12 protein-coding genes are annotated in these 11,811 nt (G+C 65.1%); 2 read left to right on the top strand and 10 right to left on the bottom strand.

Features of this window, described 5'->3' with window-relative positions; all coding sequences use genetic code 11:
• The first annotated feature begins 93 nt into the window (after nt 1–93).
• Together pncA and pncB are read left to right on the top strand one after the other, a co-directional pair.
• Nucleotides 94–702, top strand: a complete 609-nt coding sequence (gene pncA / locus DQ229_RS06495) for a bifunctional nicotinamidase/pyrazinamidase (protein WP_114965457.1) — start codon at nt 94–96, stop codon at nt 700–702.
• Between the two features lie 26 nt (nt 703–728).
• A complete protein-coding gene (gene pncB / locus DQ229_RS06490; protein ID WP_114965456.1) occupies nt 729–2,021 on the top strand; it encodes a nicotinate phosphoribosyltransferase in 1,293 nt (430 codons plus the stop codon).
• A 239-nt stretch (nt 2,022–2,260) separates the two neighbouring features.
• Here pncB and DQ229_RS06485 read toward each other — a convergent pair whose 3' ends face one another.
• From DQ229_RS06485 to DQ229_RS06440, 10 genes are all read right to left on the bottom strand, one after another.
• The gene (locus DQ229_RS06485) at nt 2,261–3,736 is read right to left on the bottom strand and encodes an inorganic phosphate transporter (protein ID WP_114965455.1); all 1,476 of its coding nucleotides are present in this window, start codon (nt 3,734–3,736) and stop codon (nt 2,261–2,263) included.
• A gap of 151 nt (nt 3,737–3,887) precedes the next feature.
• Entirely contained in the window at nt 3,888–4,346 is a 459-nt protein-coding gene (locus tag DQ229_RS06480; RefSeq protein WP_114965454.1) for an NUDIX hydrolase, read from the bottom strand.
• A gap of 118 nt (nt 4,347–4,464) precedes the next feature.
• The gene (arfB, locus tag DQ229_RS06475) at nt 4,465–4,890 is read right to left on the bottom strand and encodes an alternative ribosome rescue aminoacyl-tRNA hydrolase ArfB (RefSeq protein WP_114965453.1); all 426 of its coding nucleotides are present in this window, start codon (nt 4,888–4,890) and stop codon (nt 4,465–4,467) included.
• A gap of 353 nt (nt 4,891–5,243) precedes the next feature.
• A complete protein-coding gene (locus DQ229_RS06470; protein WP_114965452.1) occupies nt 5,244–5,867 on the bottom strand; it encodes a queuosine precursor transporter in 624 nt (207 codons plus the stop codon).
• 241 nt (nt 5,868–6,108) lie between these two features.
• The gene (locus DQ229_RS06465; RefSeq protein WP_114965451.1) at nt 6,109–6,555 is read right to left on the bottom strand and encodes a molybdenum cofactor biosynthesis protein MoaE; all 447 of its coding nucleotides are present in this window, start codon (nt 6,553–6,555) and stop codon (nt 6,109–6,111) included.
• Between the two features lie 15 nt (nt 6,556–6,570).
• The gene (gene moaD, locus DQ229_RS06460; RefSeq protein ID WP_114965450.1) at nt 6,571–6,819 is read right to left on the bottom strand and encodes a molybdopterin converting factor subunit 1; all 249 of its coding nucleotides are present in this window, start codon (nt 6,817–6,819) and stop codon (nt 6,571–6,573) included.
• Nucleotides 6,816–7,484, bottom strand: coding sequence for a CDP-diacylglycerol--glycerol-3-phosphate 3-phosphatidyltransferase (gene pgsA / locus DQ229_RS06455; RefSeq protein ID WP_114965449.1), 669 nt, complete (start codon nt 7,482–7,484; stop codon nt 6,816–6,818). The genes moaD and pgsA overlap by 4 nt, the downstream gene beginning before the upstream one ends.
• A 163-nt stretch (nt 7,485–7,647) precedes the next feature.
• Nucleotides 7,648–9,534: an excinuclease ABC subunit UvrC gene (gene uvrC, locus DQ229_RS06450; RefSeq protein WP_114965448.1), complete on the bottom strand. Its 1,887-nt coding sequence runs from the start codon at nt 9,532–9,534 to the stop codon at nt 7,648–7,650.
• Between the two features lie 307 nt (nt 9,535–9,841).
• The gene (locus DQ229_RS06445) at nt 9,842–10,630 is read right to left on the bottom strand and encodes an SDR family oxidoreductase (RefSeq protein ID WP_114965447.1); all 789 of its coding nucleotides are present in this window, start codon (nt 10,628–10,630) and stop codon (nt 9,842–9,844) included.
• Nucleotides 10,631–10,633: 3 nt separating this feature from the next.
• Nucleotides 10,634–11,629 carry a calcium/sodium antiporter gene (locus tag DQ229_RS06440; protein ID WP_114965446.1) on the bottom strand — a complete coding sequence of 332 codons (996 nt, stop codon included), beginning with the start codon at nt 11,627–11,629 and terminating at the stop codon, nt 10,634–10,636.
• Nucleotides 11,630–11,811: the final 182 nt, after the last annotated feature.

Below are 11,811 nucleotides of genomic sequence, written 5' to 3'. Positions count from 1 at the left end.
GCCGCGATGCGGCGCGCGCGCAAGCCCCGGCGTTGACCTATGCCTGCCCGCCCCTTACCGAGGACAAGCAGGCAAACCGCAAGGAACAGGCCCATGCATCCGGATAACGAAGCCCTGATCGTGATCGACATGCAGAACGATTTCTGCCCCGGCGGCGCGCTGGCGGTGGAGGACGGCGACGCCATCGTGCCCGGCATCAATGCGCTGATGGACGATTTCACCTGTGTCGTCCTCACCCAGGACTGGCACCCGGCCGGGCACTCCTCGTTCGCGTCACAGCACGCGGGCAAGGCCCCGTTCGAGACGGTGGAAATGCCCTATGGCACGCAGGTTCTCTGGCCCGACCATTGCGTGCAGGGCAGCGAAGGCGCTACCTTTCATCGTGACCTGCGGATCGACGCGGGGCAGTTGATCATCCGCAAGGGGTTCCGCGCCGGCATCGACAGCTATTCGGCCTTTTTCGAGAACGACCAGACCACCCCGACCGGGCTTGACGGGTATTTGCGCAGCCGGGGCGTCACGCGGCTCACGCTGGTGGGGCTGGCCACGGATTTCTGCGTGCAGTATTCCGCACTGGATGCCGCGCGGCTGGGCTTTGCCGTCACACTGCGTGACGACCTGTGCCGCGGGATCGATCTGGACGGATCGCTTGACGCGGCGCGACACGCCATGCGCGCGGCCGGAGTGGAAATCAGCGCCTGAACACAGGCGCGGCAAAGGGGCGTGAAATGGTCGATATCGCCACACGGGTCTATAACCACAAATGGAAGATCGACCCGATCGTTCGGTCGCTGATAGACACCGATTTCTACAAGCTGCTGATGTGTCAGTCGGTGTTCCGCAACCATCCGGATACGGTGGTGACCTTTCGCCTGATCAACCGCAGCACGCATGTGCCGCTGGCCGATCTGGTGGATGAGGGCGAGCTGCGCGAACAGCTCGACCATATCCGCACGCTGTCGCTCAGCCGGGGCGAGTCGACCTTCCTGCGCGGCAATACCTTTTACGGCAAGCGGCAGATGTTCCGCCCCGAATTCATGGAATGGTTCGAGAACCTGCGCCTACCACCCTATCACCTGGAACGCCGTGGCGATCAGTATGAGCTGACATTCGAGGGTCCCTGGCCCGAGGTCATGCTGTGGGAGATTCCCGCGCTCGCGGTGTTGATGGAACTGCGCTCGCGCGCGGTGCTCAACAGCATGGGCCGGTTCGAACTGCAGGTGCTCTATGCCCGCGCGATGACCCGGGTCTGGGAAAAGCTCGCGCCGCTGCGTGATCTGGCTGGCCTGAAACTGGCCGATTTCGGCACAAGGCGGCGGCATTCGTTCCTGTGGCAGGACTGGTGCGTGCAGGCGCTGATGGAGGCGATGGGCGACAAGTTCATCGGCACATCCAACTGTCTGATCGCCATGCGCCGCGAGGTCGAGGCCATCGGCACCAATGCCCATGAGCTGCCGATGGTCTACGCGGCCCTTGCCGACACGGACGAGGAGCTGGCCGAGGCCCCCTACAAGGTACTTGCCGACTGGCACGAGGAACACGAAGGCAATCTGCGGGTGATCCTGCCGGACACATTTGGCACGGAATCCTTCCTGGCGCACGCGCCTGGCTGGCTGGCTGGCTGGACGGGCATCCGCGTCGACTCGGGTGATCCGGCAAAAGGCGCCGAGATTGCCATCGACTGGTGGAAATCACATGGCGAAGACCCGCGCGAAAAGCTGATCATCTTTTCCGACGGGCTGGATGCCGGCAAGATCGAGGAACTCCACAAGCAGTTTTCCGGGCGCGTCAAGGTCAGCTTCGGCTGGGGCACGCTCCTGACCAATGATTTCCGGGGGCTGGTGCCGGGCGACGCCCTCGCGCCTTTCAGCCTGGTCTGCAAGGCCGCGGCGGCCAACGGGCGCCCCACGGTCAAACTGTCGGACAACCCGAACAAGGCGATGGGGCCTGCCGAGGAAATCAAACGCTACCGCCGGGTTTTCGGGGTGGGCGCGCAGGAGGCGCTGGACGTGATCGTCTGAGACGGCGCCCGCCACCATCAAGACACCGGGCCTATGCACCCCGAACAATGAAACCCGACGGCGACAGGCCGCAGGCTGGCGAGCCTCGCGGCAGAATGATCGCGCTTTATGCCGGCAAAGTCCGGATGAGCTTGCGCGACGCGCCTGCGTTTACCAAATCGCCAGGCCGGAGGGGCGGCCTGGGCGATCGCGCGCGGCCCTGCGGCCCTTGATTCCGCGTCCGGCCCCGGCACCGCCCCCTACAGCGTAATCAGGTTGAGCAGCCGGAACACGCCGGCCGACAGCAGCGCCGCCGCCGGAACGGTAATGACCCATGCCGCGATGATCGTCAGGAAATGCGAGCGCCGGACCAGCTTGCGGCGAATACGCTCTTCGGGCGGGAGTGTGCCGTTGTTGCGTTCCTTGCGCAGGACATTCTCGGCATACCATTCGCGAAAGAAGCCCACGCCGAAAATACCGCCAATCGCGATATGCGTCGAACTCACCGGCAGGCCCAGCCACGAGGCGATGATCACCGTGATCGCAGCCGCCAGTGCGACGCACCAGGCGCGCATGGCGTTGAGCTTGGTAATTTCGCTACCCACCATGCGGATCAGCTTGGGGCCGAACAGGATAAGCCCCACCGAAAGCCCCACCGCACCGATCAGCATCACCCAAATCGGGATCTCGACTGCCGCATCGCTTGCGCCGCCCTCGCCCACCGCATGAACGATGGCGGCCAGCGGCCCCACCGCATTGGCCACGTCATTGGCGCCATGTGCAAAGGACAGCAGCGCCGCCGAGAAAACCAGCGGGATCGAGAACAGCGTCTTGAGCGACTTGTTTCGGTTTTCCAGCCCCTCGGACTGATGGCGGATGACGGGGCGCATGATCCACCAGATCAAGACGGCCGCGACAATCCCTGCCAGCATCGAAAGGCCCAGACCCGGCTTGTAGATGCGCGTGATCCCCTTGATGCCCATATAGACGGTAAAGGTGCCCGCCATCACCCCGATCAGAACCGGCACCCAGACACGCGCCGCGGCGATCTTGTCGGGCACATAGATGATGCGCGCGTTGATGAAGGCCAGAAACGCCGCCGCGATCACCCCGCCCATGATCGGCGAAATCACCCAGCTTGCCGCGATCGCCCCCATCACCGGCCAGTTGACGGCGGCAAACCCGGCCGAGGCGATCCCCGCCCCCATCACGCCACCAACCACCGAATGCGTCGTCGAGACCGGCGCGCCGATGATCGTGGCCAGGTTGATCCACAGCGCGGCCGAAATCAGCGCCGCCATCATCGCCCAGATGAATATCTGCGGCTCGGCCACGCTTTCGGGGGCGATGATCCCGCGCGAGACGGTGCCAACCACATCGCCCCCCGCCAAGAGCGCGCCGGCGGTTTCGCATACCGCCGCGATGATCAGCGCACCGCCCAGCGTCAGCGCTCGCGCGCCCACCGCAGGCCCCATGTTGTTGGCCACATCGTTGGCACCGATATTGAGCGCCATGTAGGCCCCGAACACCGAAGCCGCCACCACGACCAGCCCCATGGGCTGCCCCCCGGTGAAGACTGACGCCCCGATCCCCACCAGCACCATGAAAGCAAGGGCGATGCCCGGCGCGATCAGTGGCCGCGATACGGTTTGTGTCGCCAGTTCAAGAGTGCCGATACGGCCCAGGTCTTTATCGAGAGTCTTGATCGATTGCGGCGCAGAGGGCTTGCGTTTCACGGGGAGGGTGTCCGTTTCCTGCTGGCGATGACTGGCGCGGCAATGCGGGCCAAGGCCGTCACAATACTGTCATGGTGGCCGCAATACCGATGATCGCGCGCCGAGGCAACCGTATCCGGGCCAGGCGAGCGGCTCACGATGCGCTGTTGCATCACAGCTTCAACAACAATTGCCGCAGCCCGGCTTCGCGGACCATCCCGGCCGCGCGCTTGGGTGTGACCCATTTGCGCTTGCGCTGGCCGGCCTCTGGATAATCGTCTTCCTGGCGCGCGACCTCAAGGCGAAAGACATACACCTTTGACTGTCGGCCCAACCCGCCCGGGCCGAACTTGCGTGCGCTGTAGCCGCCCAGCGCGCTGGCCTCGACCCGGCCGCGCACACCCGCCTCTTCCCAGGCTTCCTCGGCGGCGGCCTCGGCAAGGGTCTTGCCCGCCATGGGCCAGCCCTTGGGCAAGATCCAGCGCCCCGATCCGCGACTGGTGATCAGAAGCACCTCGCGGCGGCCGTCGCGCATACGGATGCAAAGCGCCGCCACCTGCAATTCTGACGGGCGCCGCAAGAGCGGCGCGACATAATGCTTCAGGGCCGCGGCAAGCCGTGATGTCAGCATGGGCACGGCCTGAACACCTCAGGCAGACGGCGGCAGGCGGTCGACCGAATGCCGACCGCCTGCGGGCCTGATTCATCATCATGGTAGCGCGCGCCGGCGAATGCGGCGGGGCGACGGATCATGGTTCCTCTCCTGTCACCTTTCCGCGCAGCGTCTTGACCTTGCCGCGCTGGACCTTGGATTCGACACGGCGGCGCTTGGCCGCAAGACCGGGCCGCGTGGGAATGCGCCGGCGCGGGCGCTCCAACGCGGCGCGGATCATCTGCACCAGCCGTTCGCGCGCGATCTCGCGGTTGCGGGCCTGGCTGCGTGTGTCCTCGGCCCGGATCACGATGGCGCCCTCAAGGGTCCAGCGCCGCCCTGCGATCCGGCGCAGCCGGGATTTGACCGGCGCGCTCAGGTTCGGGCTGCGCGCGGCCTCGAAGCGCAACTCGACCGCCGAGGCGACCTTGTTCACGTTCTGCCCGCCCGGCCCCGAGGACCGCACGAACTGCTCGGTGATCTCCCAATCGGCGATGGTGATGTCGTCATTGATCTGCAGCATGGAAACACTTTACGGCACGATCCGCCCGGATGGAAACGGCCGGCGCAACATGGCAAGCCGCCCCATCAAACGACCGCGCCGCAAACCTGCCGCGCCCGGCGGCTTCTTCATACGCCCCGATACGAAAGGGCCGCCCTGAACATGCAGGACGGCCCTCACGAGTATTCAAGGAGATGGGTCAGTTAGGGCTGGACCCAGCCGGAAAATGCGCCCTTCGGGGCTGCCCTCAGGCGGCATACCTTTCGACTGTCCCGACACCTCTCTCCAACATCACTCTCGACACTGGACCACCTCCTTTCACTGGTTGCTGTTGTTTAGAATGGTGGCACAGATTTTGTGTTTGTCAAAACAAATTATGCGACCTGTTGCGTCATTCGCCTCACGATAATCCGGAATGGCACAAGCGCGATCAGCGCGAGCGTCAGTTTCACGCCCCAGTCGGCGATGGCCAGGCTGACCCAGAGCGGCACCTCGGGGCCAAAACCCAGAAGCGGCAGAACCTCGCCCGCCCAGGAGACATCGTTGCCCGGCTCAAGGAAGGTCAGCGTGGCCGAGAAGGCAATGGTGAAGAACAGCGCCGTGTCGACACTTGAGCCCACCAGCGTCGAGGCCAGAGGCGCGCGCCACCAGCGCCCTTCGCGCAGCCGGTCGAAAATCGCCACGTCGAGCAGTTGCGCAGTCAGGAAGGCGATGCCCGACCCCATGGCGATGCGCAGCGTGACCAGCGGGCCATACTCGCCCACGATCTGGGTGCCGATCAGCGAACAGGCGACTCCGGTGGCAAACCCGACCCAGACCACCTTGCGCGCGGCGGCAGGGCCATAGAGGCGGTTCATCAGGTCGTTGACCAGAAAGGCAAGCGGATAGGTAAAGGCGCCCCAGGTCAGCCACTGGCCGAACAGGAACTGCACAAGGATATTCGAGGCCAGCACGATGGCGGCCATGGCAATGATGCCGGGAAGATGGGCACGGGTCATGGATATGGTCCGTTTTTACAAGGTTGCGGAGACTTGGCCGCCCAGAGCAGGACTCAGGTGCAGGCGACGCGCCCAAGTAATCCGTGGTGCGGGCAGAATCAAGCCCCTACAGGTCTATAACCACGCCGCCGCGCCCGGCGCGGCCAGTGGTGCGCCCTTTGCCGGCGGGGGCCTGCGGCGCGGATATTTTTCTCCAAGAAGAAGAGGAACGGCACGCGAGAAAGGCAGCCGGGGGTGCCTGTTACCAGCGGTGCAGGGCGGCCTCGTCCTCGTCCCTGGCGGCGACCCATTCGGCGCCGTCGGCGGCGATTTCCTTCTTCCAGAAGGGCGCGCGCGACTTGAGATAGTCCATCAGGTACTCGGCGGCGGCGAAGGCATCGGCGCGGTGGGGGGCGGCGGTGGCGACCATCATGATCTGATCGCCCGGCGCCAACGGCCCGAAACGGTGGATGATCAGCGAGTCGGTCAGCGCCCAGCGCGACACGGCCTCGGCCTCGATGCTGGAAAGGGCGCGCTCGGTCATGCCGGGGTAATGTTCGATCACCATTTCACGCAGGCCGCCGCCGGGCCGGTCGCGCACCACGCCGGTGAAGGTGACGACAGCGCCCGCCTGCCCGCCTGCCCGCACGGCAAAAGCGCCCGCCTCGGCGCCGATGTCGAAGGTTTCTTCCTGCACCCGGACCGTCATGCGCGCGCCCCCCTGTCAGCCGCCCGTCATGGGAGGGAAAAAGGCCACCTCGCGCACGCCGTCAAGGGGTGCGTCGAAATCCGCGAGTTCCTGATCGAGCGCCACCCGCAGCGCGGAAAGATCGGCAAAGGCGGCGGCATAGCGCGCCTCGCGTGCGGCGAGTTCCTCGACAAGGTCGCGCACGGTTCCTGCCGAAGTCTCGACCTTCTCGCGCGGCAGTCCGATGCGTTCACGCACCCATGCAAAATACATCACCTGTATCATCGTCCAACCTCGTCTTTCAGAAAGGGCAGCGCCTTGCGAAAGTAATCCCAGCCGGTGATCATCGTGAGCAATGCCGCCACCCAGATCAACACCAGCCCGATGGTGCCGGCATACCACGCCCCTGTGGCGGCAAGCCAGACCTCGTTGATTTCGGCATCGGCGTCGAGATGCGCCTCGAGCGCGGCGGCCGAAAGCGTGTCGTAGTTGGTCTGGTGCACATGATCGAGGCCAAGCGCCAGGAACAGGATGCCGATGGCGACCATCTGTGCGCTGGTTTTCCATTTCGCCAGCTGCGTCACGGCCAGCAGGCGCGAGCGGTCGCCCAGATATTCACGCAGGCCCGAGACGAAGATTTCGCGGAACATGATGAAGGTCGCGGGCAGGATCAGCCAGGGGTTCATGCCCGAATAGCCGGTGATCACCAGCAGCGCGATCACCACCATGGCCTTGTCGGCGATCGGGTCGAGCATGGCGCCGATGCGGCTTTCCTGTTTCCAGAGCCGTGCGAGATAGCCGTCAAAATAATCGGTGATCGCTGCGCCGATGAACAGCACCAGAGCGAACCAGTCGGCCCAGGGCCGGTTGAAGTAAAGAAACATTACCGCAACGCCGGGCGCGGCCAGCAGACGCAAGGTGGTCAGAACGTTGGGGATGGTCCATATCATTGCGGTTGTATAGCCCCCTTGCCTGCCGCGGGAAAGAGCCAAGACAGGCACCGTGCCCCGCATCGGCTGCCCGGCGCCCGGATGCGAGGCTTGTGTCTGCGCCGCCGCAGCCGTTGCGCGGCGCCGGTTCTGGAGGCGTGTCGCCGGCCGTGCCGGCAGCGTCTCAATCGCGCGGGTTGAAAAAATCATGCACCTTCTGCGCGAGCGAACCCGATATCCCCTCGACCGCGCGCAGATCGGAAAGCCCGGCGCGCGACACCGCCTTGGCGCTGCCGAAATGCGCCAGCAGTGCACGTTTGCGCGCCGCGCCCACGCCGGGGATCTGATCGAGCGGTGATTCCCCCATCGCCCTGGCCCGTTTCGCCCGGTGCGCGCCGATGGCGAAACGATGCGCCTCGTCACGCAGCCGCTGGATGAAGTAGAGCACCGGGTCGTTGCGCCGCAGGGCAAAGGGCGGTTTGTCGGGGCGGTGGAACTCCTCGTTGCCGGCGTCACGGTCGATGCCCTTGGCCACGCCGACCACCGGAATGTCGGCGAGCCCCAGATCGGCCATCACCCCGGCCACCGCCGAAACCTGCCCCGCTCCGCCGTCGATCAGCAACAGGTCGGGCCAGGTTTCGGCCTGGCGGTCCGGGTCTTCCTTGAGAAGCCGCGCGAAACGGCGGGTCAGCACAGCTTTCATCATGCCGAAATCATCGCCCGGCGTCACCTTGGCATCGCGCAGGCCGAACTTGCGATACTGGCTTTTCACAAAGCCTTCCGGACCAGCCACGATCATCGCCCCCACGGCATTGGTGCCCTGGATATGGCTGTTGTCATAAACCTCGATCCGCCGCGGCGGCGCGCCCAGTTCGAAGGCCTCGGCCAGGCCTTCGAGCAGCCGCGATTGCGCCGCGGACTCGGCCATGCGGCGCCCGAGGCTTTCGCGCGCATTGCGGGCGGCGTTTTCGACAAGTTCGGCCTTTTCACCACGCTGCGGCACGCCCAGGCGCACCTTTCGGCCCGCGCGCTCTGACAGCACCCCCGCCACCAGGTCGGGATTCTCCACCTCATGCGACAGCAGGATAAGGCGCGGCGGGGTCTTGCCGTCATAGAACTGGGTGAGGAAGGCCTCGAGTATCTCGGCCTCGTCGGCGCCGGCGCCGGTGCGGGGGTAGAAATCGCGGTTGCCCCAGTTCTGATGCGCCCGGATGAAGAACACCTGCACGCAGGCCTGCCCCCCCTCCTGATGCAGGGCGATGACATCGGCTTCGGCGACGCCGCGCGGGTTGATGCCCTGGCTCTGCTGCACCTGGGTCAGAGCGCGGATGCGGTCGCGCAGGGCGGCGGCGCGCTCGAATTCCATCGCATCCGATGCCGCCTGCATCTGTTCGGCCAGTTCGGCCTGAATGCGCGTCGAGCGCCCCGAGAGGAACCTTTCGGCGTCAGCCGCCAGCGCGGCGTAATCGGCTTCGCTTATCAGACCCACACAGGGACCGGCGCAGCGCTTGATCTGATATTGCAGGCAGGGGCGCGAGCGCCCGGAAAAGACGGAATCCGGACAATTGCGCAGCAAGAACACCTTTTGCAACTGGTTGAGCGTGCGATTGACCGCCGAGGCCGAGGCAAACGGGCCGAAATAAGCCCCCGGCACATTGCGCCGCCCGCGATGCTTGGCGATCTTTGGAAAGGGATGATCGCGCGCGATCAGAATGTAGGGAAAGCTCTTGTCGTCGCGCAGCAGCACGTTGTAGCGCGGCTTGAGCTGTTTGATCAGGTTCTGTTCTAGCAGCAGCGCCTCGGTTTCGGTGCGCGTGGTCAGGAACATCATCGAGGCGGTTTCGCGGATCATCCGCGCGATGCGCGGCGAATGCCCCGAGGGGCGCGCATAATTGCTGACCCGCGCGCGCAGGTTGCGGGCCTTGCCGACATACAGCACCTCGGACTGCGCATTGAGCATCCGGTAAACGCCCGGCGAACTGTCGAGCGTGCGCAGCAGGTTCTGTATCAGCGCGTGCCCAGTTTGGCGCACGCCGTCCGACCCGATTTCTGCCTCATTGCGACTGGACATGATGGCCCTGATCGATTCCTTTCCGCGGCTGCAATTCTAAACCCCCTGACGCAAGTGAAAACCTGTCCACGGTTTCTGTGGATAACTCTGGTGGCAACTTTGGACCAGCCGGAAATTTTCGTTGAATCAAGGCGGCTTCGTTAGAGTGCCTATTTTTTAGGCAGCTCTGGAAGTGCCTGTTTTTCATAAAGAAATTATATTACACTCTGCAATGAATTGAGAACACTCGCAAAATCGTGACAGGTCCGTGACAGTTTGCGACAAGGTGGACAACTTGGCGCGGAACAGGCGCGGAACACCGCTGTTCTCACTCGACCCCGAGCACATCGGGCGTCCGCCAGGCAAGATGCTGGCCGCCATCAACGCACAGCAACTGCCCGGTCACTGCCGGCGCGTCGAGGAAGTAGCCCAGCGCGGCCGTGACATCACCGGGATCCGCCCCGCGCTGCAGGATCGTGGCGGCGCGCTGGCGGGTGAAATGCACGTCGCTCTGACGGGCGCCGCGCAGAGTGGGGCCGGGACCGATGGCGTTGACCCGGATGCGCGGGGCAAGCGCCTGCGCCGCAGTCCGGGTGAAGGCCCAAAGCCCCATCTTGGCAATCGTGTAGGTCATGAACTCGGGCGTCGGCTTGCGCACGCGCTGGTCGATCATGTTGACCACCAACGCCTGTGCGACCGGCTCGCCCGCAGCATCGTTCAGGGCGTCGGGCGCCTGCCCGGCGAAGGCCTGGGTCAGCACAAAGGGCGCGCGCAGGTTCGATTCCATGTGCCTGTCCCAGCTTTCGCGCGTCGCCGTGGCAAGGGTGTCGTATTCAAAGATCGAGGCGTTGTTGACCAGCAGCGAAAGCGGGCCGCCCAGCGCCTCGGCGGCTTGTGGAACAAGGGCCTGGGTCTCATCCTCGCGGGTCAGATCGGCAGCCACGGCCGCCGCCTGCACACCGTGGTCGCGCAGTTCCTCGGCCAGCGCCTCGGCCGCCTGGCGCGAGCTGGCGTAATGCACCGCCACGTCAAGGCCGCGCTGCGCCAGATAAACCGCCATCTCGCGCCCCAGGCGGTGCGCGGCCCCCGTCACCAGTGCCCGGCCCTTTACTGTCATCGTCTAACCCCCTGCATTGAGTATCAGTGCAGTCAGATAGATCAGATACAACGCAAGAAAACCCAGCCCCATGCCGGACCCGATGGAACGGCTGCGCAGCACGAAAGGCGCCAGCATGATCGACACCCCAAGCATCACCCACAGGTCGAAGCCCAGCATCTGCGGCGGAACCGGCAGAGGCCCCACAAGCGCCGCGACCCCGATTATACCCAGCAGGTTGAAGATGTTCGAGCCGATGACATTGCCCATCGCCACGCCTGCCTCGCGCCGGATCGCGGCCATGACCGTGGTGGCGAGTTCGGGCAACGAGGTCCCCACTGCCACCAGCGTCAGGCCGATTATCGCATCGCTCACCCCCAGCGTCGCTGCGATCGAAACCGCGCCATCGACCAGCAGATCTGCCCCAAGCGGCAGACCGATCAGTCCGAGCACCGTGTAGAGCCCGACCTTGAGCCAGGACATATGCGGATCGGCCCCTTCGAGGGCCTCGGCCTCCGGCCCGGCCTCGGGGCCGACCGCTGCAAACGCACCATTGCCGTTGGCCGCGCGATGGTTCTGCGCCCGTCGCCAGGTGTCGGCCAGCATCAGCGCCAGTGCGGCCAGCAGGATCACCCCGTGCCACCAGGTAAACGGCCCCAGCAGCGCCAGCCCGATGAACAGCACGCTTGCCCACATCATGATGGCATAGCCGCGCAAAGATTCATCGCGCTCCACCGGCACGGCGGCGATCAGCGCGGGGATGCCAAGCACCAGCAGGATATTGGCGATGTTCGAGCCCACCACATTGCCCAGCGCCAGCCCCGGCGCGTCGCGCAGCACCGCCTGCACCGACACCAGAAGTTCGGGCGCCGAGGTGCCGAAGGCCACCACCGTCAACCCCACCAGCACGGCGGGAATACCCAGCCGCAGGCTGATATTGACCGCGCCCTTGACCAGCGCATCACCGGCCAGCAGCAGGATCACCAGCCCCAGCCCGACAAACGCCAGATCGATCAGCATTCCGCCCTAACCCCGCCCGGAGCAGGTGCATTTAGCCCCGCCAAGAAGAAACTTTCCGCAACGGGGGCACTTGCCGGGCCGGCCCAGCCGGCCCTGATCTCGCGGGCGGCCGATGCGGGGAAGGCGCAGCTTGCCGAACATGCCCAGCACCAGCATTACGATCAGGAACAGGCTGACGATCT

Source organism: Alkalilacustris brevis, from assembly GCF_003350345.1.
In the GTDB taxonomy this organism is placed as follows: Bacteria; Pseudomonadota; Alphaproteobacteria; order Rhodobacterales; family Rhodobacteraceae; genus Alkalilacustris; species Alkalilacustris brevis.
Note: the sequence above shows the minus strand (reverse complement) of the source record. Positions and strands in the feature narration are given on the sequence as shown.

Coding starts and splice junctions, on each gene's coding strand:
- pncA (WP_114965457.1), top strand. CDS start 94: ATGCATCCGGATAACGAAGCCCTGATCGTGATCGACATGCAGAACGAT.
- pncB (WP_114965456.1), top strand. CDS start 729: ATGGTCGATATCGCCACACGGGTCTATAACCACAAATGGAAGATCGAC.
- DQ229_RS06480 (WP_114965454.1), bottom strand. CDS start 4,346: ATGCTGACATCACGGCTTGCCGCGGCCCTGAAGCATTATGTCGCGCCG.
- arfB (WP_114965453.1), bottom strand. CDS start 4,890: ATGCTGCAGATCAATGACGACATCACCATCGCCGATTGGGAGATCACC.
- DQ229_RS06470 (WP_114965452.1), bottom strand. CDS start 5,867: ATGACCCGTGCCCATCTTCCCGGCATCATTGCCATGGCCGCCATCGTG.
- DQ229_RS06465 (WP_114965451.1), bottom strand. CDS start 6,555: ATGACGGTCCGGGTGCAGGAAGAAACCTTCGACATCGGCGCCGAGGCG.
- moaD (WP_114965450.1), bottom strand. CDS start 6,819: ATGATACAGGTGATGTATTTTGCATGGGTGCGTGAACGCATCGGACTG.
- pgsA (WP_114965449.1), bottom strand. CDS start 7,484: ATGATATGGACCATCCCCAACGTTCTGACCACCTTGCGTCTGCTGGCC.
- uvrC (WP_114965448.1), bottom strand. CDS start 9,534: ATGTCCAGTCGCAATGAGGCAGAAATCGGGTCGGACGGCGTGCGCCAA.
- DQ229_RS06445 (WP_114965447.1), bottom strand. CDS start 10,630: ATGACAGTAAAGGGCCGGGCACTGGTGACGGGGGCCGCGCACCGCCTG.
- DQ229_RS06440 (WP_114965446.1), bottom strand. CDS start 11,629: ATGCTGATCGATCTGGCGTTTGTCGGGCTGGGGCTGGTGATCCTGCTG.